The sequence below is a fragment of the Dyadobacter sp. CY327 genome (assembly GCF_021390415.1).
Lineage (GTDB): Bacteria > Bacteroidota > Bacteroidia > Cytophagales > Spirosomataceae > Dyadobacter > Dyadobacter chenhuakuii.
In genome coordinates this window covers 1-23,369 of record NZ_JAJUXJ010000012.1, presented here as the reverse complement: position 1 = coordinate 23,369, position 23,369 = coordinate 1, and the positions used below count along the sequence as shown (strand labels likewise).

26 protein-coding genes and 2 pseudogenes are annotated in these 23,369 nt (G+C 45.4%); 11 read left to right on the top strand and 17 right to left on the bottom strand.

From position 1 onward, the window contains the following. Positions 1–360 precede the first annotated feature (360 nt). Positions 361–1,245, top strand: coding sequence for a PDDEXK nuclease domain-containing protein (locus tag LZG74_RS26470; protein WP_233799383.1), 885 nt, complete (start codon positions 361–363; stop codon positions 1,243–1,245). Positions 1,246–1,686: 441 nt separating this feature from the next. On the opposite strand, the gene LZG74_RS25975 is transcribed toward LZG74_RS26470, so the two are convergent. The 4 genes from LZG74_RS25975 to LZG74_RS25965 form a co-directional block, all read right to left on the bottom strand. Further along, positions 1,687–2,130 carry an FMN-binding negative transcriptional regulator gene (locus LZG74_RS25975; RefSeq protein ID WP_233799369.1) on the bottom strand — a complete coding sequence of 148 codons (444 nt, stop codon included), beginning with the start codon at positions 2,128–2,130 and terminating at the stop codon, positions 1,687–1,689. Between the two features lie 8 nt (positions 2,131–2,138). Next, on the bottom strand, positions 2,139–2,291 hold the full coding sequence (locus LZG74_RS26645) for a hypothetical protein (protein ID WP_409014539.1): 153 nt from the start codon (positions 2,289–2,291) through the stop codon (positions 2,139–2,141). Between the two features lie 95 nt (positions 2,292–2,386). Next, the gene (locus tag LZG74_RS25970) at positions 2,387–2,629 is read right to left on the bottom strand and encodes a hexameric tyrosine-coordinated heme protein (protein ID WP_233799368.1); all 243 of its coding nucleotides are present in this window, start codon (positions 2,627–2,629) and stop codon (positions 2,387–2,389) included. 68 nt (positions 2,630–2,697) lie between these two features. Next, the gene (locus LZG74_RS25965; protein ID WP_233799367.1) at positions 2,698–4,125 is read right to left on the bottom strand and encodes a PLP-dependent aminotransferase family protein; all 1,428 of its coding nucleotides are present in this window, start codon (positions 4,123–4,125) and stop codon (positions 2,698–2,700) included. 233 nt (positions 4,126–4,358) lie between these two features. Here LZG74_RS25965 and LZG74_RS25960 point away from each other — a divergent pair, with 233 nt between their 5' ends. The 4 genes from LZG74_RS25960 (at position 4,359) to LZG74_RS25950 (ending at position 7,106) form a co-directional block, all read left to right on the top strand. Further along, positions 4,359–4,592 (top strand): thioredoxin family protein, encoded by a 234-nt coding sequence (locus LZG74_RS25960; protein WP_233799366.1) that lies wholly within the window; start codon positions 4,359–4,361, stop codon positions 4,590–4,592. Positions 4,593–4,648: 56 nt separating this feature from the next. Continuing rightward, the gene (locus LZG74_RS25955; RefSeq protein WP_233799365.1) at positions 4,649–5,380 is read left to right on the top strand and encodes a hypothetical protein; all 732 of its coding nucleotides are present in this window, start codon (positions 4,649–4,651) and stop codon (positions 5,378–5,380) included. Between the two features lie 8 nt (positions 5,381–5,388). Then, entirely contained in the window at positions 5,389–5,517 is a 129-nt protein-coding gene (locus LZG74_RS26325) for a hypothetical protein (protein WP_255699691.1), read from the top strand. A 98-nt stretch (positions 5,518–5,615) separates the two neighbouring features. Next, complete coding sequence (locus LZG74_RS25950; protein WP_233799364.1) at positions 5,616–7,106, top strand: catalase; 1,491 nt, start codon at positions 5,616–5,618, stop codon at positions 7,104–7,106. A 63-nt stretch (positions 7,107–7,169) separates the two neighbouring features. On the opposite strand, the gene LZG74_RS25945 is transcribed toward LZG74_RS25950, so the two are convergent. The 5 genes from LZG74_RS25945 to LZG74_RS25925 form a co-directional block, all read right to left on the bottom strand. After that, a complete protein-coding gene (locus LZG74_RS25945; protein ID WP_233799363.1) occupies positions 7,170–8,063 on the bottom strand; it encodes a dihydrodipicolinate synthase family protein in 894 nt (297 codons plus the stop codon). 62 nt (positions 8,064–8,125) lie between these two features. Further along, on the bottom strand, positions 8,126–8,575 hold the full coding sequence (locus tag LZG74_RS25940; protein WP_233799362.1) for a cupin domain-containing protein: 450 nt from the start codon (positions 8,573–8,575) through the stop codon (positions 8,126–8,128). 110 nt (positions 8,576–8,685) lie between these two features. Then, positions 8,686–9,198 (bottom strand): hypothetical protein, encoded by a 513-nt coding sequence (locus LZG74_RS25935; protein ID WP_233799361.1) that lies wholly within the window; start codon positions 9,196–9,198, stop codon positions 8,686–8,688. 489 nt (positions 9,199–9,687) lie between these two features. Next, complete coding sequence (locus tag LZG74_RS25930) at positions 9,688–10,062, bottom strand: response regulator (protein ID WP_310589392.1); 375 nt, start codon at positions 10,060–10,062, stop codon at positions 9,688–9,690. 274 nt (positions 10,063–10,336) lie between these two features. Next, positions 10,337–11,281 (bottom strand): dihydrofolate reductase family protein, encoded by a 945-nt coding sequence (locus LZG74_RS25925; RefSeq protein ID WP_233799360.1) that lies wholly within the window; start codon positions 11,279–11,281, stop codon positions 10,337–10,339. Positions 11,282–11,405: 124 nt separating this feature from the next. On the opposite strand from LZG74_RS25925, the gene LZG74_RS25920 reads away from it, so the two are divergent. Together LZG74_RS25920 and LZG74_RS25915 are read left to right on the top strand one after the other, a co-directional pair. Continuing rightward, positions 11,406–12,152, top strand: a complete 747-nt coding sequence (locus tag LZG74_RS25920) for an SDR family NAD(P)-dependent oxidoreductase (RefSeq protein ID WP_233799359.1) — start codon at positions 11,406–11,408, stop codon at positions 12,150–12,152. A 125-nt stretch (positions 12,153–12,277) separates the two neighbouring features. Beyond that, positions 12,278–13,417, top strand: a complete 1,140-nt coding sequence (locus LZG74_RS25915) for an HAD-IC family P-type ATPase (protein ID WP_233799358.1) — start codon at positions 12,278–12,280, stop codon at positions 13,415–13,417. Here LZG74_RS25915 and LZG74_RS25910 read toward each other — a convergent pair. Then, positions 13,414–13,821 (bottom strand): annotated as a pseudogene (locus LZG74_RS25910) (Crp/Fnr family transcriptional regulator); the annotation flags it as partial. The gene LZG74_RS25915 and the pseudogene LZG74_RS25910 sit on opposite strands and share 4 nt — an antisense overlap. A 134-nt stretch (positions 13,822–13,955) precedes the next feature. On the opposite strand from LZG74_RS25910, the gene LZG74_RS25905 reads away from it, so the two are divergent. Next, positions 13,956–16,388: a TonB-dependent receptor gene (locus LZG74_RS25905; protein ID WP_233799357.1), complete on the top strand. Its 2,433-nt coding sequence runs from the start codon at positions 13,956–13,958 to the stop codon at positions 16,386–16,388. On the opposite strand, the gene LZG74_RS25900 is transcribed toward LZG74_RS25905, so the two are convergent. The 7 genes from LZG74_RS25900 to LZG74_RS25870 all read right to left on the bottom strand — a co-directional run bounded on the left by LZG74_RS25900 (position 16,379) and on the right by LZG74_RS25870 (position 21,806). Next, on the bottom strand, positions 16,379–16,639 hold the full coding sequence (locus LZG74_RS25900; RefSeq protein ID WP_233799356.1) for a hypothetical protein: 261 nt from the start codon (positions 16,637–16,639) through the stop codon (positions 16,379–16,381). The genes LZG74_RS25905 and LZG74_RS25900 overlap by 10 nt on opposite strands. Before the next feature lie 92 nt (positions 16,640–16,731). After that, positions 16,732–17,496, bottom strand: coding sequence for a LytTR family DNA-binding domain-containing protein (locus tag LZG74_RS25895; RefSeq protein ID WP_233799355.1), 765 nt, complete (start codon positions 17,494–17,496; stop codon positions 16,732–16,734). A gap of 28 nt (positions 17,497–17,524) precedes the next feature. Next, positions 17,525–18,580 (bottom strand): sensor histidine kinase, encoded by a 1,056-nt coding sequence (locus tag LZG74_RS25890; RefSeq protein WP_233799354.1) that lies wholly within the window; start codon positions 18,578–18,580, stop codon positions 17,525–17,527. 81 nt (positions 18,581–18,661) lie between these two features. Beyond that, positions 18,662–19,612, bottom strand: a complete 951-nt coding sequence (locus LZG74_RS25885; RefSeq protein ID WP_233799353.1) for a fasciclin domain-containing protein — start codon at positions 19,610–19,612, stop codon at positions 18,662–18,664. Between the two features lie 159 nt (positions 19,613–19,771). Next, positions 19,772–20,476 (bottom strand): MarR family winged helix-turn-helix transcriptional regulator, encoded by a 705-nt coding sequence (locus LZG74_RS25880; RefSeq protein WP_233799352.1) that lies wholly within the window; start codon positions 20,474–20,476, stop codon positions 19,772–19,774. 72 nt (positions 20,477–20,548) lie between these two features. Continuing rightward, the gene (locus LZG74_RS25875) at positions 20,549–21,271 is read right to left on the bottom strand and encodes an SDR family oxidoreductase (protein WP_310589390.1); all 723 of its coding nucleotides are present in this window, start codon (positions 21,269–21,271) and stop codon (positions 20,549–20,551) included. A 199-nt stretch (positions 21,272–21,470) separates the two neighbouring features. Next, positions 21,471–21,806, bottom strand: coding sequence for a hypothetical protein (locus LZG74_RS25870; RefSeq protein WP_233799351.1), 336 nt, complete (start codon positions 21,804–21,806; stop codon positions 21,471–21,473). Between the two features lie 51 nt (positions 21,807–21,857). Here LZG74_RS25870 and LZG74_RS25865 point away from each other — a divergent pair, with 51 nt between their 5' ends. The 3 genes and pseudogenes from LZG74_RS25865 to LZG74_RS25855 all read left to right on the top strand — a co-directional run. Further along, positions 21,858–22,058 (top strand): phage integrase SAM-like domain-containing protein, encoded by a 201-nt coding sequence (locus tag LZG74_RS25865; RefSeq protein ID WP_310589388.1) that lies wholly within the window; start codon positions 21,858–21,860, stop codon positions 22,056–22,058. Positions 22,059–22,162: 104 nt separating this feature from the next. Beyond that, positions 22,163–22,771 carry a hypothetical protein gene (locus tag LZG74_RS25860; protein ID WP_233799350.1) on the top strand — a complete coding sequence of 203 codons (609 nt, stop codon included), beginning with the start codon at positions 22,163–22,165 and terminating at the stop codon, positions 22,769–22,771. Positions 22,772–22,855: 84 nt separating this feature from the next. Further along, positions 22,856–23,369 (top strand): annotated as a pseudogene (locus LZG74_RS25855) (fatty acid desaturase); the annotation flags it as partial.

Genomic DNA, 23,369 nt, shown 5'->3' with positions numbered 1-23,369 from the left:
GGGATATGGGCCGAAATGAGTTGGTTTGCAAGTGTGAGTTGTGCAGCAGTTATTTTCCATCCAATTCGGGCAGCGAATTTGGTCTGATCAATTAACTATTAAACTTAGTATTGTTAGTTCCGGAAGCGGACTCAGAAGAGTCTGTTGTATGTTTCGCAGATGTGATGTCAGTAGAGCAGTCGTCATTCTATAATGCCGTTGAAATATGGGGATGGCATCGGCAGTACAACCTGAAATTATCTTGCTTCCATCCAGATTATAGATATTATTGATAAGTTCCGGCTGGATAATAATTCGGTGGTTTTTCTGCGCGCAGTAGATCATGAGCGAACCTTAATGTACTAGAGGGTAGGCCAACGAATCTTTGAAGAAGAGCAATTAGGGAAGGACCGTGCAGAATATGGACAATGCCTTACCCAACTAATTGCGAATCAGCTTGAACCAGAATTTGGTAGCGGCTTTTCTAAAAGGCAAATTGAGCTTTTTAGGCAGTTTTATCGTCAATTTCCAATTGCGAATACACTGTATTCGCAATTAAGTTGGAGTCAATATAAGTTGCTTATCCGATTAGAAACGCAGGATAAGCGAGATTTTTATATTGCTGAAACCGTTAAAAACAATTGGACGGTCCGTCAGCTTGAAAGGCAAATCAACAGTAGCTTATGGGAGCGCCTGCTATTAAGTAATGATCGTAAAAATGTTCTGGCTGTTGCCCGAAGCGAACAGAACCCATCTGACGCGAAAGAAATTATCAAAGATCCAATGTACCTAGAGTTTTCGGACCTGAAAAGGGAATCCTCTTATTACGAGAAGGACTTAGAACAAGCTATCATCACTCATCTTCATGACTTCCTATTGGAATTGGGCAATGGTTTTGCTTTCGTCGCTAGGCAAAAAAGACTTCATAATGAAGGAGATGAGTTTTTCGTCGATCTAGTTTTTTATAATAGGCTCTTACAGTGTTTTGTCATCATCGAGATCAAAATGACAAAGCTTAGCCATCAGGACATCGGGCAACTTCAAATGTATGTGAATTACTATGACCGTTTTGAAAAGAGAGATTTTGAGAACCCAACTATCGGAATACTTCTCTGTGCAGACAAGAACAATGCAGTGGTCAAGATCTCACTGCCTGAAAATAACAAAACAATTATTGCCAGTGAGTACAAATTGTATCTACCGAGTGAGAAACAATTGATTGATGAGATGAACAAGGAGATTGAAAAATTACAGAAAGAAGAATAACGGCACAATAGGCTCATTTTATTATTTATGTTTCAAGGTGTTTATAATCAATCAATTAGCTCATATATAAACTCCTTGGTGCCGACTTCTAACCAAATAATATTTTGTTATATAACAGGCGTTATGTTCAGTGAGATATTCCCGGCCGGGGATAACCTTTGAACTTAATTTGAGAAAAGTAGCAGGGGAGTAAGATTCCAGCATTAGATTAGCAGCGGATTGGATCTTTGATGTAGTATTTGCGACAACCGCTTTCAGTAGTGTACAAGCCACTTATGGCAAAAGACTAACTACTTTCAATTGTGCAACAGCCGTTGCACAATTGAAAGTAGACATAAGACAGTAAGCTAAATATTAGCAGTTTTATATCAGTCTATGTCCAAGTTATACCATCTGTTGTCCAACATGCATCATCTCATGGTAGCTAACTTGCGGCAAAAGTCAAACATAGCGTTTCATCGCTCTTGCCATCTGAAGGGACAAGGCATCTTCCTTCCGCAGTAAGTCTTCAACTATTCTTTCTCTGTCCTGTTGAGAGTGGTCCTGGCTCATTTTGAAGACATGGAAAATGTCAGAAACCATAATTTCAAAACCGGTGATGGCTTTCAGATTTTTGCGGATATATTCCTGATCCATTTTGTGGAATGCCGAGGGGCTGCTGTGTGGATCTTCGTATTTATCAGTAATATCTTTTATGATTTCATAGGTCTGCTCTTGCGAGAGCAGCCTTATTATCCCTTTGGCTTGTACTGTTTTGTAGTTCCAGGTGGAAGCAGCAGCAGGCTTTTCATAGACCGACGCACTAATATAGCTGTGTGTACCGCTAAAAACTGCCATCACATTCGGATGCATTTCAAAGGCCTTGCAATGATCGGTCTTTTTCATCACATGGCCTATCGCTTTAAGGCATTTCCCTCATTGATAATATTTACCGGAACCTGGGTTGCTACCGGGTACATCCCGTCATATCCAATAAGGGTAATAAATGGATTTGCTTGCATAAAAGCAACAACTTCTTCCGGATTTGCAGAAGAATAATAGGGCATTGTATACATAGGTGCCTTTGTTAAGGAGGGTTCTTTACAAACTATTACTGCATGCGTGGTAAGGCTTGAATTGTGTAAGTTCGGCTACCAACTGCTCATTTTTGCCAGTAACTATTAGCTGCTGCAATTGTGGCAAATTCGGTGGCAACAGTTTGTCCAATCAAAACGAGCATTGTTGCATCCTGAGCGTATATAGACCTAAGTTTTTCCCGGACGGCTGCATCTGGCTGGGTGGCTTTAATGATCAGTCTTGCCATTTTGATTGCAAGCTGTCTGCCTTCTTCCGGAGTAGGGGTAATGAGTGAATTACCGGGCACTAGTTGAATTGGATCTGCCATTTTTCTATTTGTTTAAAGTAATTTCAATTGAAGAATTGCCTGTCGATTAAACGGTATAAATATTCATCTTAAGTATAAGTCAAGTGTTTGGCTAAGAGCACTATTCCTTCTTTTAAGTCCTTTTCGGAAAGTGATCCGTAGCCCAACCTGATGCCGTTGACCGACGGGTCGTTGCTATAATGTTCTGGCGGAAGTATTTTAACCCCACTTGCGGCCATCATTTCTTTGACTTTCTGCCAATTTTGCGCTTGCTTTGGTTGTATCCAAATCGCCAGACCGCCTTCCGGAACTATATAGTCAGCCTTTTCTTTTAGATAAGTATTCAGCAACGAAACCGTGTAGTCGCGCTTTGCTTTGTAGTAGCTTGTTGCCTTTTTAATGTGGCGTTTTATCGTTCCGTCCTGGATCAACTGCAAAACGGCCTGTTCCATAATACTATCACCCTGAACATCAATAATTTTGCGCAGCTCACCCACTTTTGAAATCAGCGAAGCATCGTGACTAACCAGATAGCCAATGCGCAAGGCAGGCGCAACAACTTTGCTCATCGTGCCGATGTACACAAAATTTTGTAGCTGGGCGAAGCTCGAAACTGGAAGCACCGGACGGTACCCGAAATGAAATTCGTTGTCGTAATCGTCCTCAATGATGGTAAATCCATGAGCGTTGGACAAGCGGATCAGTTCAAGCCTTCGTTGCAGACTTAATGTTACCGTGGTCGGATATTGGTGATGTGGTGTTGTGTAAATAGCCTTTATGTTCGGGTGGGTCTTCAAATGATCAATCACATCGCTGGTAACCAGACCGTCCTTATCGACCCGTACAGGCAGCAAGGTGGCACCAGCCATTTCAAATGCTTTCCAGGCAGGCTGGTAACCCGGATTTTCGACCAGGACAAAATCGCCTTTTGAACAAATACAATGGGCAGCGAGATACATCGCCATCTGGCTGCCACGCGTCACGCAAACGGAACTGCTGCTGACTTGCATACCACGTTGATGGTTCAGCATTTGTACAATGGCTTCGATGAAATCCGCATGACCGAATTCGCAGCCGTAACCCATCATTTGCCATCGTGCACTCCGGTTGAAAATCTGCCGGTATCCACGCGCCAGCTCGGTCACGGGCGCGATTTTGCTATCTGGATAACCATCATCAAAAATGATCCTGTAATGTTGCTTCGGTAGGCCTTGATCCGGTGTGGTGATTTCTGTCTTACGCTGCCTGCTGAACACCGGCAGTGTGCCGGCAACAAATGTCCCCTTCCGTTCTTTGGATACAATCCATTCTTCGTTAAGCAGCACATGCAATGCTTCTACAATCGTATTCCGGTTCACATGTAACATTTCGGCCAGGTTGCGGCTTCCCGGCAAAGCATCACCGCTACTAAGTCTTCCAGATTGAATATCTGAAATGACAGCATCCGCGATTTGCAGATAAACGGGCTTTTGTGACTTGTGATCAATCCGGATTTCCAATTTCCAGGGTCTAAGCATTGGACTAGCTGGTTTTATTTAAATGTCTCATTTTAACAGGCCAAAGTAAAATGTGCATGCATTCTACCAACTGTTAAGGTTCGGGTGATTATTATGATTTTACAAAGTTGGATAAGTCGAAGCTGAGCCAGATAGTCCAGTATTATTAATTCAAAATGGTCCAGCAAGTATCGTTAGGGCTCCTCACTAAGTTTGGATCGGCAATGGTGCCACAACTATCAAATATTACAAAAATGAGCAAGTCAATTTTCTATCACGCAGGTTGTCCGGTATGCGTCAGTGCAGAGCACGACATTCTTAATCTAATCGGTGCAGATCAGGTTGAAGTTGTAAATATTGGGGAAGACCGCAGCCGTCTCAGCGAAGCAGAAAGTGCAGGGATTAAATCGGTTCCCGCGCTGGTTACGCCAAATGGCAATGTACTGCATATCAATTTCGGCGCATCGCTGGAAGATGTTAAAGGTTGAAAAATAGACCGGCAGGACCCTGCCGGTAACGTTAATTTATCTTGACTAATCAAAACATGAAAACGACAATATTCACGCTCGCTGCAATCCTGTACTTCACGGCCGCCATGGCATGCGAACATTGCAAAAAATACGAAGACTCAAAGGATTTTAAGATCAAATCAGCGCAGGTAATCCATAACAAAAAATACGGATCACTCGAATTTGAGATCATCGTGGAAGGAACGGCCGGAAAGACTGTCCCCACTGCCGTGGGGAAAATGGATATGGCCCCTGTCTTAGGATACGTTTTTCCTACAACATTGAAGCCGGAAGATATTGGTTTTAATCCAACCGAAGGCATTGTGGCCCTTGCCCTTACTTCGCATCCTGATTTTGACGACAGCCCGCTTTGGGATGAGAATGCCGACGGCAAGTTTGATAATGACGGAATTGTTTGGCATCCGCATTGGGTGGTGCTTGTAAAAGACGAGCGTGTAAAAGGCGGACTCTCGGTAAAGGAATATAAAAAGGCAGATAAAATCACAAAGCCTACAACAGCCCCCGACATGCCTATGTATATGGATTCGCCAGGTTATCAGGTCGTTACCCAGCAAAGCGCAATCCGCGTTTCAGTACCTACATACAGGGTCAATAATAAGGTGGATTTCAATTACGATGCCGTCAGTTGCTATATGCAGGTGTCCGCTCCGGCAGATGTCATGTCCATGGATAAGCCGATGCTGGGTGTTGTTAATGTTTATAGCGTGCTTTCTGGCAAACTGACCTTGCCTTACAAGGTAAAATAACCCGGACTATGGCTGAAATTGATGGAAAGATCGTTGATGCATTGGCAAGGGTCTCGCAAGCGTTTCGCGTATTGCTTCGCAATGAACTGGCCCTTAAAAGTGCCGGTTTTGCGTGGGCCATTACTGCAAGTTGTTAAAAAGCGGCTTGGCAGACAAGGAGTTGAAACTCGACTGTGCTGATCATCAGCTAAGCCTTTAAACAGGCTGGATTTTACCTTACCATAATCTGAACACTATGGACAACAACCAATTGACCAATCGGACCGGTGCGCCCGTGCCGGACAACCAAAACATCATGACCGCCGGCAAGCGCGGGCCGGCACTTCTGCAAGACACATGGTTTTTAGAGAAAATGGCGCACTTCGACCGGGAAGTAATTCCTGAGCGCCGTATGCACGCAAAGGGCTCGGGCGCATACGGCGTCTTCAAAGTGACGCATGATATTACGAAGTTTACCAAAGCGGATCTTTTCTCTGAGCTTGGGAAAGAGACGGAAGTTTTTGTGCGGTTTTCTACTGTCGCCGGCGAGCGTGGCGCGGCTGATGCAGAAAGGGACATTCGTGGTTTTGCGATGAAATTTTATACCAATCAAGGCATCTGGGACTTGGTAGGAAACAATACGCCGGTTTTCTTTCTTCGTGACCCACTGAAATTTCCGGATCTGAACCACGCTGTGAAACGCGATCCGAGGACTAATCTGCGTAGCGCCGATAATAACTGGGATTTCTGGACACTTTTGCCGGAAGCATTACATCAGGTAACGGTCGTGATGAGCGACCGCGGTTTGCCAAAAAGTTACCGGCATATGGACGGTTTTGGCAGTCATACATTCAGTTTTATCAGTGGTGACCAAAAGCGTTACTGGGTCAAATTTCATTTGAAAACACAACAGGGCATTCAAAACCTGACGAACCGTGAAGCAACTGATTTGGTTGGAAATGACAGAGAAAGCCATCAGCGTGATCTTTTTGACAACATTGAAGCGGGTAACTTCCCGAAATGGACCCTGTATGTGCAAATCATGGAAGAAGCCGATGCTTACAGCTACCACATCAATCCTTTCGATTTGACCAAGGTGTGGCCACATGCTGACTATCCACTTATTCCAGTTGGCGAGCTGACATTGAATCGAAATCCATCCAACTATTTTGCAGAAGTCGAACAAGCTGCGTTTAATCCCGCTTCTGTCGTTCCTGGGATCGGTTTTTCGCCGGATCGAATGTTGCAGGGGCGGCTTTTTTCATACGGCGACGCGCAGCGTTATAGGTTAAGCGTTAACCACCACCAGATCCCTGTGAATGCGCCTAAATGCCCTTGCCATTCTTACCATCGCGACGGTGCGATGCGCACAGATGGAAATTATGGCGGTACCACATCTTATGAGCCCAACAGTTTCAGCCAGTGGCAACAGCAGCCTGATTTTAGTGAGCCGCCGCTTAAAATTACTGGGGAAGCGGCACATTGGGACCACCGGGAAGACAATGATTATTTTACCCAGCCGGGAAATCTGTTCCGTTTGATGAATGAACAGCAAAGGACGGCGCTTTTTAATAACACAGCAGAAGCAGTTGGCGGCGCGCAGCATTTCATTCAAATCCGCCACATTCGTAACTGCTATCAGGCCGATCCGGAATACGGACGGGGCGTGGCAAAGGCGCTTGGCTTATCTATTGAGGTGGTCCGCGATTACCAGGGCTATGAAATGAAGCCGCTTTCGGAAATGTAGATCGTATAGCAAAGACAAATCATCCCTAATTAAAGCAGGGATGATTTTTGTTGTTTGAACATTTCAGTCAAAAGCCACTTTGGTGGTTTCCAGAATATGCCCGAGTTCTGTGGTTTCAATTTTCGTAAGCGGTTGCAACGGCGCTCGCAAATGTCCTGCGTTTTCTCCAAGAATCGTAAGCCCTGCCTGAATCGCCCGGGGTAAGCCTTTGGCGACGATGAACCTGAGCAGATTCAACTGTTCGAGAAAAAGAATTTGAGCAGATGCCAGATCATTGTTTTGAATTGCGTCGTATAGACTCAGGTTGAGCTCGGGGATCAAATTGGGTGCGGCGGTGCACCATCCTTCGGCGCCTGCGGCAAAAGCGGCGAGCGCCAGCGGGTTGGAGCCATTGTAAAATGCCACATCATCGCCCAGTTCTCTTTTTAGCAAATGCATACGCTGCACATCACCCGTGCTTTCTTTGATCATGGTTACATTGGGAATTTCCAGCAACCGTTTCAAAAGGGTAGGCGACATATCGACGCCGCCCGTTGCCGGGTTGTTGTATGCCATGATGGGAATAGAGATTTTGGACGCGACGGCATCATAATGCTTGACGATCTCATCATCGGTCAGTTTCCAGTAACTCATTGGAATGATCATGACCGCAGTTGCGCCTGCTTTTTCGGCAAACTTGGCATGATGAATCGTCCGCTCGGTGGTAAGGTTGGACACACCGACCAAAGTCGGCACGCGCCCCGCAACTTGCTGGATCGTAGCCTCGGTAATGGCCTCTTTTTCCTGATCTGTAAGGTATGGCAGCACGCCAGTGCTTCCCAGTGGCGCTATGCCGTGCGAACCGGATGCAACGAGGCGTTCAACCAGTGTCTTGAACAGGGGCAGATCTACGCTTTCATTTTCGTCAAATGGCGTAATAGGGTATGCGATGATCCCCTTGAATGGAACATTTTTCATTTTTATCAATGGTAAAAAAAGTGAAATGAAGTCTCCGGAATGAAGACTTCATTTGAATGGTTTTAAAGATCTCTTCCTTCTTCTTCGCGAAGCGCAACGCCCAGATTTTGAAGCTGGGGCGCGTTTTCGCAGGCAATGTATTTTGCCGGCTGTGCATCACTCAGGTTTTGATGTCTGTGCCATGCCCAGGAAGGAATGTAAACGGCATCTCCCTTTTCCCATTCCACTTTTTCACCCTCGATTTCAGTGAATCCGTTGCCTTCCAGAACATATAGCACCGTTTCGTAAGTATGACGGTGCCTGTTGGTCAGCTGGCCTGGTAACAAGCCGCCGATGGTCATGCTCACATTTTTGCTGGGCAGATCCACGAAGAAGACAGGATGCTTGCGCTCTGTTGAGAACTGGTTGTGCTCTCCGGCGTTTTCCACATTCTTATGGATCAGATAGGCCGGTTTTTGAAACTGTGGCCGTGCAAATGTCTGATGAAAATCTTTTGAACTGAACATATTCATGATTGAAAACTTTTATGTTTCATGCATTATCGCATCACAAAAGTATCGCAGCCATGGACGGCCGGAATGGTACAGAATCAAGATAAATGCCTGGGCCAGCTTCTCGGCCATTATTCCACAGCCAATGTGGTTGGACCAAATTCCTCAAAATGGATAGCCTCGCGTGCAACACCCTGCGCACTCAGATAGTCAAAATGTTTCTTGATAAAAGCGCCCGGTCCGCAGATGTAATATTGGGCATCGGGTTGCATGGCTTGCTGCACCTTACTGAGATCCACAAAACCTTCATAATAACCATCTTCAATTTGTTGTTCAATCTTGTCATAAAAAGTGTGGACAGACATTGTGCCATGTTTTTCCCCCAACTCACGCACAAGATCTTTAAATGCATGCACCCGGTAACCGCGGCATCCATGTATCCAGGTAACCGGTCTTTTGTTTCCGACAGAGATCAAATAATCCAGCATACTTATATGTTCGAGTGTCAAGGGCTTTCGAAGCAACGGGTTGCTATACAGGTAAATCTGCCCGACAGACAAATAATTGGCAGCTTGCCAGTAAGCGTTCATTTTCCTTAACAGATCGGCAGATAAAGTTTTCACTCCAACATCTTCCATTTCCATATAATCTTTATCGTTTAATGAATTGCTAGTACTATTTCCATCACAACAGGCTCTTATCACTCGTTAACGTTCAATTTCAAAAAAGGCCCGAAATGGACTTGTCAGAAAACGTCACTTTCTTCGATGATATGTGTTGCCTGGCACCTTATCACGCCAATGGAGCCACAGAAGACAGTAAATTGAGCCAGATTATCTGGCTACGCTTGTAAGCGCTTCACCTCAGGACAAAGTCGCCAACAAAATAGCGGGCCAAAATCATCCTTGATATGACCCGCTTTAAGCTAACTATTGAGTAAATTAAAGACTGGCTGGTGCAACTAACTCTCGTTCAAAATAGGCAAGTAACTTCTGATCTTCATCATTGACATCTACACAGTAGTAAATTCGGCTTATGTATTTCTTGATTACTAACTGCTTGCTGGGATCAATGAGCAAGGAGACTTTGTCTCCGGCCACATATAAGTTTTCCATGTTTTTTTGATTTTCACATTAAAAGTTGTTCGGAGAGGCGCACCGTTTCCAGTACTCAACGATGGATTTTAAAGTATCCTTTGTTTCATCGAAATCTGAGGGCTTTACAAAAAATCCTTGCGCTGATGTGCTGTATGCTTCAATGACTACATCTTGATTAAGTGCGGTCGTAAAATACAAATAAGGAATGCACTTCAAGTTTAGTGATGCATTCTCTTTTAACCTTCTTCGTAGTTCCATCCCGTAAAGCTTGGGGATGTTGGTGTCAGATAAGATAACGAATGGAAGTGGTGTTTGGCAATCTAAATAGGTTGCCGCACCAAAGCCATCGGGAGTATGAGCAGAATCTGCGCTATGATCCCTGGGACTTTGTGTCCCTTTTTTCCTTTTTATCTGCCCTTTTTTCTTTTAAATTTTTATCTGCCTTTTTTTTTGTCACCTTTCTGCGCACCCTTTTCTTTTGACATGATATATTTTCGGTTTCATGTAAGGTAACCCTTAATAGTGGACATTCAACATCATCTTTCTAAGGATGGCATTCTACGTCTGAGAGATCTTAACCCGCTGAAAAACAAATAGATAATGTGGCATAATTGGGTACAATGCACTGGAAAGGGAACCTGTTGAAATCGATGAACTGCTCGATAATATTTGAATGGAGCCGCACCTAAGAAGCGAATGAGCCGATTGGTACTTTCCCATTTTGCTCAAAGGACGTAATGATGACACCAGTAGGCGAGACTAGATGTTTGACAAGTTTGAAGTTAGCTGGGACGGTCCCATCCCCAAAAAGTCTTTTCCCTTTTCCGATAACAAGAGGATAGATCCAGATATTCATTTGATCAATAAGTCCGTGGTGCAGCAAAGATTGAATCAGGTTGCCGCTGCCATGTACTTGTAAGTCAATGCCATCGGTTAACTTAATGCTTTTTATCTGCTCAATTGTATCTTGATTGAGTAGCACCGTATTTTCCCAAGCAGCATCGGTCAGTGAATTGGTCGCAACATATTTGTTGATCCGGTTAAACAAGTCAGCTGTGGGGTCATCTTTTAGCGCCGGCCAGTGAGCCGCAAAAATTTCGTAGGTGATACGGCCTAATAAAAGATCATACGGGTCCTTCATGGCTTCAATCATTGCCTCGTTCATGAGCTGATCCCACTGTGTTACCGACCAGCCACCATATTCAAATCCACTATCGGTATCTTCATCCGGGCCGCCCGGAGCCTGCATGACACCGTCCAAGGTCATGAAGGTGTTTGTAATGATTTTTCTCATTTGATTCTTTAGAGTATTTGACGGAGCAATAGTACAACAATAGCCCAAATAACGTTGAGTGCAAAAACGACTATTCAGAGGGGGTAATACGACAATGTCAGTGAACAACCTTGTTATTACAAAAAGGCCCACAGGGAAAATAATGCTAGCCCAGCACCCGGTAATGAGGAACTGGCCTTTGAATAGCATTGACAATGCAATCAAAAGTTGTGCGAGTGCAATGAGCAGGATCATCGGCGTAATGATGGCTTCAAAGGCGCCCAAAATAAATTGTTTGTAAAGAGGAACAGCGGTATCGGCATAATCCTGATAGGCCCAAGGGGAGTCAATGGCCATGTAGGTATTCTTAAAAAGCGAGCTAAACCTGACGAATATCATAATGGATTGCCACGCAAGTCAATTAATCTAGCTAAGTGTCTCAATACCTTCGTCGCATCTTTTTACATAATATAAAGGCATCATGCAGTTACTTAATAAAGTTGCAATAGTTACCGGAGCTGGTTCCGGAATTGGCAGAAGCGTAGCATTAGCCTATGCCGCTGAGGGGGCCAAGGTGGTCGTTTCAGATATTCAGGAGAGGGAAGGGCTGGAAACCTTGGACATGATAAACCGGACAGGAGGAGAATCTTTCTTTTTCAAGGCAGATGTGTCTTCTCCGAATGACAATGCGGCACTTGTCGATGCGGCAGTTGCGACTTACGGCGCCTTACATATCGCTTGCAACAATGCCGGAATCGGTGGTGCTTCGGCACCAGTGGGAGAATACCCGATCGAGGCATGGGACAAAGTGATAGGTATCAATCTCTCCGGTGTCTTTTATGGAATGCATTATCAAATTCCAGCAATGCTGAATGCTGGTGGGGGCACGATTGTTAATATGGCTTCGATCCTGGGAAATGTGGGATTTGCAAACAGTCCGGCTTACGTCGCTGCCAAGCACGGGGTTGTTGGATTAACAAAAAATATAGCATTAGAATATGGCGTAAAAGGTATCAGGGCCAATGCAGTAGGGCCTGCCTTTATTAAAACGCCGCTGCTCAAAGACATGGATGCTGGTACGCTCGACTGGCTGGTGACCAAGCACCCTATTGGCAGGCTGGGAGAACCTGAGGAAGTTGCTGAATTAGTGTTATGGTTAAGCAGCTCAAAATCGTCATTTGTTACAGGTTCGTATTATCTGGTTGATGGCGGTTATCTCGCTGGTTGAGCAGTCCCTGTCAACCACTAAACATACAATTTCATGATATCTATTGGCAGGATCAAATATCTGGACGAAGAGAAACGCAGTAAGATTATCAAGGATATAGCCGCAGACTAGCCCTTTTAAAACATATGACCAAAACCTTTCAGGAAGTCAGTCCGCAGCAATTGGCCCAAACCCTTCAAACTGACATTGCAAAGGGTCTTTCGAGTTCCGAAGCCGAATCCAGGAATCAGTGTTTGGGACTCAATGAGCTGAGCCGCGAGAAGCCTGAGAGCCTCTGGGCAATACTGCTCCGGCAAATCAACAGCCTTATTGTATGGATACTGGCAGCAGCATCGGTAGTCTCATTTTTAATGGGGGACACAGTCGAAGGCTTTGCCGTCCTGGCTGTTATTGTCATCAATGCGGCAACCGGATTCCTACTTGAATACAACGCGCGCGAATCCATGGAAGCGCTTCGCAAGCTGGATACGACGCCGGCCCGGGTTCAAAGGGACGGGCTAATCATGGAGATACATTCTGAAAACGTCACCGAAGGGGATATACTGGTGCTGGAAGCCGGGGATCTGGTACCAGCGGACGCCAACATTGTGCAGTCCAACCAACTTGAAGTAGATGAATCTGCCTTAACGGGCGAATCGCTCCCATCGGCAAAACGTGTTGAACCCTCCGCTTCTAATGCGTCACTTGGCGACCAGCACAACCGGTTGTTTAAAGGTACAGCTGTAACTAGCGGGAATGCCAAAGCCATCGTTACCGGCATTGGTCAGGCGACGGAATTGGGCAAAATCGCGACCATGGTGCACCAGGCCAAACGCACTGCGACACCGCTTGAAGCTAAACTCGATTCGCTGGCAAAAGTACTGATCTGGATCACTATTGGTTTGGCGATTCTGTTTTTGGTAGTAGGCTTGCTGCGAGGAGAGCAGACAAAGCAGCTAATAGAAACTGCGGTTGCGCTGGCCATTGCAGCGATACCCGAAGGAATGTCGGTGGTGGCAACCGTCGCACTTGCATACGGAATGCTCAGACTTGCTGAAAAGAAAGTGATCGTAAAACGACTTTCGGCGGTGGAAACGCTCGGCGGGACTAATGTGATTTTTACAGATAAAACCGGCACACTGACCCAGAACAAGATCGAAGTACGTCAGTTACAACAAGTACTTTCCCTGCAGGCGTTGGATATGCAATCTTTCGGATTGATATTGGTAGGAGGCATTTTGCCGCTTGGGATTATTCAGACTGTACGGGTTGAAAAGTTATTTTAAACCACGGAAGCAGGCTGAGAAGCGTTGATATGCGCCTTATCTTTCTCCGTGATCCTTGCTCTTAACCTGCTTAAAGATTCGGGTGTGATACCTAAATAGCTCGCTAATTGATGCTGTGGCACACGCTGAATAAGGTCTGGTCGCGATTGCAGTAAATTCAGGTATCGTTGTTCAGGGGAAGAGGTCTTAAACTCGTCAAATTTGGTTTGCTGTTTAACTAGAAGCTCTTCTGATAGAATTCTGCAAAGCGATTCAAATTTTGGGAATTTGCTAAAAGCCTCGACGTCCATTTCAGGAGTCGAAACGTTAAGTATCGAGTCTTCAATACAAGATACATAATATTGGGAAGGTGCTTTATTAAAAACGGCAGGCGGTGTCAAGCCTTCCATTTCGAAAAAACCGGTATTTCACTTATCGCCTTGAAACTTCATCCGGGCTAAAATGGTACAACGTTCGCTTTTCATTTCTTAACCAAAGTCAATGGATGCCGGTTGACTTCGGTTCAACTTTGCGGAATATCAACTATTAGCAAAGTAACATGAAGTACCTGTATTTAACATTCTTCTCGCTATTAGGCATAGCCGGGAGCGCTCAGACCCTCACTCAAAACATCCGCGGGACATTGTCCGACGCCGACAGCAAGCAGCCATTAGTCGGTGCGACGGTTTTCGTTGCCGGATCAGTGCCGGTAAAAGGAACAGTAACGGACCAGTCGGGCCGATTTTTGTTAGAACAAATTCCATTGGGCCGTATCAGACTGGAACTTCGCCTTGTTGGGTACGAGCAGCGTCAGGTTTCTAACATTGTTGTCGATGCGGGCCGGGAGGTGGTTTTGGATCTGGTTATGCAGGAAGCAACCACTCAGTTGAATGAAGTGGTCGTGACTGCAACCGAAAACAAAGGCGAGGCGCAAAATGATATGGCTCTATTGAGCGGCAGGTCTATTTCACTCGATGAAACAAAGCGATATGCCGGAGGTTTCAATGACCCGGCTATGATTCTGTCGAACTTTGCGGGGGTTACCAACAATTCTACGGGCAGCAATGAAGTGATCGTTCGGGGCAATTCGCCAAAATATGTCCAGTGGCGGCTCGAAGGTGTGGAGATTACCAACCCCAATCATTTTGCCGACCAGAATTCAGTGGGCGGCGGTGTCAGCGCATTGAACAACAATCTGCTCGCTACGTCGGATTTTTACACAGGCGCATTTTCGGCGGAATACGGTGATGTGCTTTCGGGTGTGTATGACGTGAAGCTTCGGAGTGGGAATAATCAGCAATTTCAGTCTATTCTTGGATTAGGGATTCTGGGTGCCGATGTGACTTTGGAAGGCCCATTTCGAAAAGACTATCAGGGATCGTTTTTGGCCAATTACCGGTATTCCACCATTGGTCTTTTAAGTGACATAGGATTGGTGGACATAGAAGGCGGCGCTCCGACATTTCAGGATGGCGCATTCAAATTATCCTTACCAACCAAAAAAGCGGGTTCATTCTCCTTGTTTGGCCTGGGCGGGTTAAGTAAGGTATATCTTGCTGACTTTAATCCCGGAACAGCCCCGATTCCGGGAAATCAGTCGGCTCGGGAAACAATCAGAAAAGACTATGATAAACGTTCATTTCTGATAAATGCAGGCCTTTCGCATCGCTTGCAAATCAGTAGCAACGGATCATTATCGACGCTGCTTTCCTTTTCAGGGAATGGGATCAATGAGGATATCGATCAGTCCGATGTCATCAAAATCCGTGATGACGCGGGCCAGTGGCTGAGGGACTCGTTGGCAAACAAAAGGCCCAACTACAAAAGCCGATTGAACAATACCAACTATCGCGCGTCAATCACTTATAATAATAAGTTGAATGCACGCAACCGGATTGAGGTCGGGGCCAAGTTTGCGTATAATAACTTTTCTTATGCGCAAAGCTTTCTGGACGATAGCACTGGCGCGCCTCAGGTCCTGTCTGACTTCGAGGAGGGGATTGCTACGCTTCGCAACTTTATAAGCTGGAAATACAGGGCCGGAAACACGGTAACCATTGTAGTAGGACTCCACAATATGAATGTACTTTACAACAAAAAAAGCACGCTCGAACCACGACTGGCGATGCGCTGGAATGCGGGTAGCCGGGGAACAGTCAATGCTGGATATGGTCTGCATAGCACCATGGACCGGGTACACAATTATTTTGCAAAAGTAAAACAACCTAATGGAAGCTACACAGAGCCTAACCGGAATCTGGGCTTGCTCAAAGCGCACCATTTTGTGGCAGGTTATGAATACCGGTTAACGGAGAATCTTAGAATCAAAGCGGAAGGTTACTACCAGCATTTGTACAATCTGCCCGTCGAAAACTCCGATACCAGCTCTTATGCGACCATTAATGAAGGCCAGGACTTTCGCTACGTTGAGCTTGTCAATAAAGGAAAGGGCCGGAATTATGGAATTGAGCTGACGATTGAAAGGTTTTTTGACAAGAATTACTATTTTCTTATAAATTCCTCTTTGTACCAGTCCAAATACACGCCGCTTGACGGCAAAGAAAGAAACACGGCCTATGCTGACAATTACCTTGTGAATGTGTTGGCTGGCAAGGAGTTTAGTAACCTGGGCCGCAAGCATAACAAGACCATCTCACTGAATGCAAAAGTGTTTTTCGGCGGGGGAAAAAAGTACATTCCACTACTGCGCAACAGTGCAGGACAGGTTACTTCCGAGCCGGAAAGTGGTACGATCTGGGATTACGACAAAGCTTACGAAAACAAGATCGACGACATTTACCAGCTCACTTTCTCGGCTAGTTATAAAGTCAATAAACGTAAAACAACCCGCGAGCTTTTTCTCAATATTGACAACATTACCAATCGCAGGAGCCGGATTTCGGAATATTACGATGACAGTAAATCTGGTTCTGTGGGTTATTTCACGCAGTTTGGCATCTTCCCAAACCTGATGTACCGGATCTATTTATAGCAAGTCGCAAAGGAAGCGGGAGCTTTTGTGGGCATTCGCTTCCTGAGCCTAAATGGTGCTGCCGGTTGCAAGGTAGCGCCTCCGCCGAAACGGACGCTATCCACATCGTTGGAAGTTGCATTAAACCCATAACCGCCTTCCAGAAAGTAGAATGGAATCTTCTTGGAGCCTTTGCTCGTGAAATCACCCCTGACGCTTAAAACTACAGGCACAAACGTTTGCACGGCATACAAGTCCGCACCGATCCCCATGTGCAATGGATGTCCAGCCGGCGGTGAAAAAGATAAATAGGGTAGTGAGTAATTTCATAATGTGAAGGTTGGGTAGGTAAAAATTGGAATCTCTAGTTGTCGAGCCAGTTCTTAAATTCATGGCTTTTGTATTTGCTCACAAATACATCCTGGTTAAATACCGGCTTTAAGAATACTTGCAACCGGCTGCTGAGCAATGACTTAACTTTTTGAATGGCTTCGATCCGCGCTATTACCTTCCGGTTGATCCTGAAAAACAAAGCGGGGTCAAGCATTTCTTCCAGGCTTTCGAGATTGCTGTCCATCAGGTATTTTTTTCCTTCGTTCGTCACCATGAACACCACCTTGTCGTCCGCGTAGAAGTAGGCAACTTCTTCAATGTTCTTGAAATGAATGGTGTCACCATACCGGACCAAAAACCGTGTCTTGTATTTTTTGGTCAGCGCCTGAATAGTCATTCTGAGATTTTCTATATCCAGGGTGGAAACGCCTTTTCGGTCGTGTTTTAAGAGATGGTATTTATCCAATGCCCGCGTGAGGTCGCCCTTGTCCAGTGGCTTGAGCAAATAATCGATGCTGTTCATTTTGAATGCCTGCAATGCGTACTGATCGTAAGCTGTGGTGAATATAACCGGGCTCTTCACGGTCACTTTGTCAAACAGCCCAAAACAGAGCCCGTCGGACAAATGTATATCCAGCAGCATCAGGTCGGGCTCGGGGTTTTGATTCAGCCAGATGGCTGCCTCTTCTATCGAATCCAGGACTTGTTGCACTTCAATGTCCGCATCGTATTCGGTCAGTAACTGGGAAGCTCTTCTGGCCGAAAGGGCTTCGTCTTCTAAAATAAGTACTTTCATGGAAGGTAAATCTGAATGTTAATCAGTATCAATCGTAATACGCCAGGTTATTATGCGGAGCATTGAGTCGGATCAGCGGGATTGTTACGCTGAAAAACTGGTCCGTTTGCGATACAGTCACGCCGTGATGTCCCAGGAAATCATATCTTTTAGCAATGTTAGTCAGCCCCAGCCGGGTCGACCGGTCATCTTCTATTATCTTTTTCTGCAAGTTGTTCCTGACGGTAATGGACTCATTATCAAGACAAAATATTTCAATCCGCAATGGTTTGCCTTTGGAAATAATATTGTGTTTTACCGCATTTTCAACGAGCATCTGAATGGATACCGGCAGGATATATGCCGACAGGCAGCCTTCGGAAATATCGACCTCGATACTCAGCCCGGCCTCGAAACGGGTTTTGAGCAGATATAAATAAGAGTCTATAAATTTCAGTTCTTCCCGCAGCTCGATCAATTCCTTCTCATCACTTTTAAGAATATAGCGGTAAACGTTTGAGAACTGCCTCACAAATTCCACGGAAGCAGCTGTGTCCTGCGCGATGAGCGCAGTCAAAACGCTGAGGTTGTTGAATAAAAAATGCGGGTTAACCTGATTTCGGAGCGATTGGAGCTGGGCCTGGCTGGTGGTTCTTTTGTAAGTTTCCAGTTGCTTGTGGCTTTCTTCAAGCTTTTTCATGTATAAAAAAATGACATGAATGGTATTCAAAAACAGGTTCACCCGGAAACAGAACATCAGCAGGAGCTTCAAAGGAAGTTTCCATTCGCTCCAATCGGTGGATAGGCTGTAATAAGCCGTTGGAATGCCTAACATAAATGTTACCAGCGCTGTGATGATGACGCTTCCGGCAAGATGATAGCCAATCCGTTTCCAAAATGGCTCAATGTCCCTGGTTGATAGCCAATTGTCCCAGATCCTGTTTCCTTCCCAAATCCCGGCCGTAACTCCCAGAAAAAGCAGAAAAATCACAAATTGGTCAGCGCCAAAGTGATAATAGGCAAAAGTCTCGAGCAGCAATGTGTTCAGGAAGGAGTAAGCCCCCAGCAAAAACATAAACCCGAACCGATACCTGATATGGAACATGACTGCGGCGAGTTAGTCAGATAAAACAGATTGGCAACACGATTGAATGCAACCGTCAGCCAATCTGCCGTTCATTTTAGTTTAGGGCATTAGAACCTTGTCAATCACGTGAACAACACCATTGGTTGCCAGGATATTAGCTGCTGTAATGTCGGATGCACCGCTTGTCGTACTCACCACTTTCGCTCCGCCAGCCAAGTCGAAGGTTACAGATTTACCTGTATTAGCGGTGGCAACAGGCCCAGAAACATTTGGCAGATCTGTGGAGAAAACGCGGCCAGGCACTACGTGGTAAAGCAGAACACTGGTAAGCAATGCGCGGTTGGCAGGTGCAAGCAATGTGGCTTTTGGCGTCGTTTTATACAATTCCCGGAATGCTGCATTGTTAGGGGCAAACACGGTCAGGCCGTTAACAGCCGAGGTAAGTGCCGTGGCAACCGCCGGATCAGCCGCCAGCACAAGCGATACCAACTCGGTAAAACTAGTGTCTGCCTGCGCAATCTCCACCAGCGATCGGGTAGGAGGCACGATCACATTATCAATCACGTGGATCACACCGTTGGAAGCCGCAACATCGGTTGCGATCACCTTAATCTTGCCATTGATGAACACGCCATCCGCGTTTTTGGACAGATAAATATCGTTGTTGGTATTAACCGTTTCTACGGTACCACTTTTCACATCGGCGGCTTTCACAGTGCCGCTCACCACGTGTGAAGTCAGGATCGGGGTTAATGCATCTTTGGTCAGCGGGTCCAGGCTGGTGATGCCTGCTGCTGTGAAGGCTGCATTGTTTGGTGCGAAAACGGTAAAAGGACCAGCACCTTGGAGGGTGGTAACGAGCTCAGCTTTCGTTAAAGCCGCAACAAGTGTTGAAAATTGAGGGTCCGCGGATGCAACGGCGGGAATGTTGCCAGCTCCCGGATCTGCTGTCGGGTCGTCGTCATCGTCGTTGCAGGATGAAAGTGTAAAGGCCAACATTGCTGCAAACAGGCATGTTTTTAGGCTTGTCATTGTTGTGAACGTTTTCATAATCTGAATTGGTAAGGTGTTTTAAAATTGTACTTACAATCATTTTAACAACCTTGGGTTCTGCCGGATCCGTTCTGCGTCTGGTGTCAATGGCCTTTGAAAACGGATGAGCAGCCCGTTGCAACGGATGGACAGCTGGAATTGAGGGAATGATTATGCTTATTTTTGGTCAATAAGCGCTTCCGTTACCCGTTTCAGATCCGCTTTACTGGAAATCGTCTTTTGTTGATGATGCTGCTGATGAAAATCCTCTAACTTTTGAAGTAAATACCGAAGTGTCAGTTTTTCGGAAACGGTAAGATTTCCCGAGATCATTTTGCCCACATGGTTCATGTCTTCGAACACCGTATAAAGCAACTGTTTGCCCTGGTCCGTGATGGCGATTTGCCGGCTTCTTTTGTCTTTTTCGTCATCCCATTGCTCGATCAGTCCGGCCGCCAGAAGCCGTCTGATCACTTCCGTACCCGAGGTTTTTTCCTGCAAATTGTATTGGATCAGCTCGCTTTTAGACAGGTTGTCATGCGTGAGCAGAATCGCCAGCGCTGTAAAATCCTCAGCAGTCAGTAACGCCGTATCGTCCAGCGCTTTTTTAATGTACGATTTCGCATACCGGCTCATGTAAACAAACAATTGGCCGATGTTATTATCAAGCTGGAATGCTTGTTCCTGTGCGGCTATCTCATTGTTACCAAACCGGACATCGTGGCTAATACGGGCGGCAGACGCAACGTTCTGCGCAGAGCTGCCGACGGTGTGAACCATAAATCCGGCAAAATCCTGCATGGTCACCTCTCTTTCCGGATTCTGCTGTTCGAGCTGTTCAACCAGTGAGATTAGTTCATGAATAAGCTGGTATGATTTCATTTAGTAGTTTATTTCTGTCGGGATATGATTGCCTCTGCGGCTAACCGCCCACTTTTCATATTTATAGCCATACTATGCTGTTTTTAATTTTCCCAGGCCCCCGTCAATACCGATGATCTGGCCGGTTACCCAGCTGCTGTCATCCGATAACAAAAACGCAATGGACTTGCTGATATCTTCCGGTTGCCCATATTTTGCAAGCGGATGCCTTTTTGCAGATGCATCGCGTTTTTCGGGTGAGCTCAGCAGGTTTTGCGCCATGGGCGTATCCGTAAGTGACGGCGCCACTACATTAACCCTGATCTTCTGACCAGCCAGTTCAGCAGCCAGCGATATGGCCAGTCCCTGAACGGCACCTTTGGCTGCCGAAATACTTGCGTGATAAGGTAGGCCGGTATTGGCCGCGACAGAACTTATCAAAACAACAGAAGCTCCCGCCGCATTCTTCAATGGCTTCATTGCATGCTGAATAATCCGGGCAGCTCCCAAGACATTAATGTGATAATCATTTAGAAAATCGTCGGAAGTGAGGCGGTTGAATGGTTTCAGGTTAATGCTGCCAACCGAATAAACCAAACCGTGCAATTGGTCGGGCAGAAACCCGCTGACTGCTTCAAGGTCGCCTGTTACGTCAGCTTGCAGGTGAGATATGCTTTCGGGGAGATCGGCTGGCTTTGTCCGCGAAATCACATAGACCGATGCGTTGTGTTCTAGTAGGATTTTCACCAGTGACAAACCGATCCCAGAGCTTCCGCCCACAACCAGGATATTTTTTCCATTTAAATTCATTGCCATTTATTTCAAATATTCAGGCGATCTCTACATCCGAAAAGTTGGAAGTATAGTTCGGCGGTGCGAACGATATAACACTGGATTAAAATCTTATTCAAATATAATACTATATCGTACTAATTATTCATATCAAGTATGATATGGTACAAATAATAATAGCAGAAAAACTGATGATAATGCAACGTTTCGATGCGTGTGCTGCTCAGCGATCTTGGAGACTGATACGCAGAGTTTGTATTTGGTTGAGATAACGCATTTTATAATCCATTTTCCCCGAGCTCTCAGGCAGTTCTTGGGTCAGTAGTGTTTGGAAAACAACGCCGCCAACTTCCTCAAATCCTCTAACAAAAAGTTCGAGTTTTGTACTGTTGGGTGCACCAGATAACTTATCAAAAACAATCAAAACCCTGAAAATCAATGATTTACGGTTTTTTTTTGAGAAAGTGTTGAAATATGCAACTATTAACAAAATTCTGGCGAGTAATTCGAGAGTCAGCTTCGAAAGTTGAAATGACTCACCAGCAAAGGCATAATGCATTGTCTAACACGTGCTGCTTGGTATTGATGATCGGCCTAAAATGGGGATAAGTTGGATTACAGTCTAATCTCAGCCTATGCATTTTACTTGAAGGGTAAAAGAAACATCTCTCACAATATGACGATGAAATACCTTGCCTATTTCAAGAAAATAGTTTTACTCTGCGTAAAAAATGGATGGATAATCCGAGACCCATTTTTGCATTTAGCATGGCAAAACAGGAGGTGGATCGGCGGCCATTGGTTACCCTGACTACAGTGGTTTCCACTATCAGGAATAATTTTTTTACTTCGCTCCGGCTTTGAATAATTTTTAATAGAATGTGACCAAACATAGCCGGATTTGATAAACCTAATTTGGGAAAACTTGAATTTAGAAGTATTGAAGAGTTAAAAGCCTATGAACAAATCCTTAATGGGAATAGGTTGAAATGGCAGCTTCAAATTGATCCCGGATCATTACTTACACTTGCTGTTTACTTATTACAAATGGACAAAACAACCAATTCAACATGGCCGCAGGCCGATATCAAGTTGACAATACGAGAATTTTTGAAAGTTTATCAAAAAAATCCGTTGGCAATGGCGAAACTGCAGTCGCTTATTGAATCGCAACCAGCTCTTAAAGAAGGGTCACATCACTGGCGGCCCACCTCTGAGGACGGAAGGGAATTTACTTTACAAAGGCCCCACACAGACAATCTTCCATACATTCTGGCCTGGTCGCAAATATTAGATGATCGCGAAGTCTTATGTGCGATAAATTTGGACCAGCGTAAGCAAGCCGCATTGTATGTGACAATAGATCAAGCCCTGTATGCCGCAGATGAAAAACTGTACCGCTTGTTAGGACCTGGACAAATCCCAGCGGAATTAAATATAGAGGATAGGAATGGAAAATCGGTCCGGCTTACCCTACCGCCGAATACACTGGTCATTTATGGGAAGCGATCAATGGTTTTGTAGTTTTTCAGGGAAAGTAAATGCTCACGGATGGATCGATAATTGCTAGGGCACCGCTTCGCAGAATATTGGACATTAAAAAACTTTATGGCATTTATTGATAGAGTATTACAAACCCCATCATATGGGTGGTCTGATCAGGCAGGTGAGCTGATCAAACCAAAGGCAGGGCAGATTTTAACGGAATTTTTTACCAGGTTGAATGTCTTTGCAGACCGCAGGAACTGGCTTCCCTTAATGAGCTGGGTCAAGGTGCTGTGCACAATACCGTTACTGATGCTATTTCTTTTTAAGTTTATTAGCTTACCCTTATTTGCCGCAGCCTTTGTATATAGTATGATTATTATGGGCACACACGGCACGATTTGGCATCACCGGTATTGTACCCATGGCGCGTATAAATTCCGCAACAAATTCTGGCGGATTGTGACGCAAAATCTGACTGTCAGCATGATTCCGGAAGAGATCTATGCGATTTCCCATCATGTCCATCATGCCAAATCTGACCAGCCAGGCGATCCCTATAATGCACGGGCTGGTTTCCTTTACTGCTTTCTGGCCGATGTCAACCATCAGCCCATTGCAAAAGAGCTGAGTGAAG

Coding starts and splice junctions, on each gene's coding strand:
- LZG74_RS25975 (WP_233799369.1), bottom strand. CDS start 2,130: ATGAAAAAGACCGATCATTGCAAGGCCTTTGAAATGCATCCGAATGTG.
- LZG74_RS26645 (WP_409014539.1), bottom strand. CDS start 2,291: ATGCCCTATTATTCTTCTGCAAATCCGGAAGAAGTTGTTGCTTTTATG.
- LZG74_RS25970 (WP_233799368.1), bottom strand. CDS start 2,629: ATGGCAGATCCAATTCAACTAGTGCCCGGTAATTCACTCATTACCCCT.
- LZG74_RS25965 (WP_233799367.1), bottom strand. CDS start 4,125: ATGCTTAGACCCTGGAAATTGGAAATCCGGATTGATCACAAGTCACAA.
- LZG74_RS25960 (WP_233799366.1), top strand. CDS start 4,359: ATGAGCAAGTCAATTTTCTATCACGCAGGTTGTCCGGTATGCGTCAGT.
- LZG74_RS25955 (WP_233799365.1), top strand. CDS start 4,649: ATGAAAACGACAATATTCACGCTCGCTGCAATCCTGTACTTCACGGCC.
- LZG74_RS26325 (WP_255699691.1), top strand. CDS start 5,389: ATGGCTGAAATTGATGGAAAGATCGTTGATGCATTGGCAAGGGTCTCG.
- LZG74_RS25950 (WP_233799364.1), top strand. CDS start 5,616: ATGGACAACAACCAATTGACCAATCGGACCGGTGCGCCCGTGCCGGAC.
- LZG74_RS25945 (WP_233799363.1), bottom strand. CDS start 8,063: ATGAAAAATGTTCCATTCAAGGGGATCATCGCATACCCTATTACGCCA.
- LZG74_RS25940 (WP_233799362.1), bottom strand. CDS start 8,575: ATGAATATGTTCAGTTCAAAAGATTTTCATCAGACATTTGCACGGCCA.
- LZG74_RS25935 (WP_233799361.1), bottom strand. CDS start 9,198: ATGGAAATGGAAGATGTTGGAGTGAAAACTTTATCTGCCGATCTGTTA.
- LZG74_RS25925 (WP_233799360.1), bottom strand. CDS start 11,281: ATGGCCATTGACTCCCCTTGGGCCTATCAGGATTATGCCGATACCGCT.
- LZG74_RS25920 (WP_233799359.1), top strand. CDS start 11,406: ATGCAGTTACTTAATAAAGTTGCAATAGTTACCGGAGCTGGTTCCGGA.
- LZG74_RS25915 (WP_233799358.1), top strand. CDS start 12,278: ATGACCAAAACCTTTCAGGAAGTCAGTCCGCAGCAATTGGCCCAAACC.
- LZG74_RS25905 (WP_233799357.1), top strand. CDS start 13,956: ATGAAGTACCTGTATTTAACATTCTTCTCGCTATTAGGCATAGCCGGG.
- LZG74_RS25900 (WP_233799356.1), bottom strand. CDS start 16,639: ATGGGGATCGGTGCGGACTTGTATGCCGTGCAAACGTTTGTGCCTGTA.
- LZG74_RS25895 (WP_233799355.1), bottom strand. CDS start 17,496: ATGAAAGTACTTATTTTAGAAGACGAAGCCCTTTCGGCCAGAAGAGCT.
- LZG74_RS25890 (WP_233799354.1), bottom strand. CDS start 18,580: ATGTTCCATATCAGGTATCGGTTCGGGTTTATGTTTTTGCTGGGGGCT.
- LZG74_RS25885 (WP_233799353.1), bottom strand. CDS start 19,612: ATGAAAACGTTCACAACAATGACAAGCCTAAAAACATGCCTGTTTGCA.
- LZG74_RS25880 (WP_233799352.1), bottom strand. CDS start 20,476: ATGAAATCATACCAGCTTATTCATGAACTAATCTCACTGGTTGAACAG.
- LZG74_RS25875 (WP_310589390.1), bottom strand. CDS start 21,271: ATGGCAATGAATTTAAATGGAAAAAATATCCTGGTTGTGGGCGGAAGC.
- LZG74_RS25870 (WP_233799351.1), bottom strand. CDS start 21,806: ATGCATTATGCCTTTGCTGGTGAGTCATTTCAACTTTCGAAGCTGACT.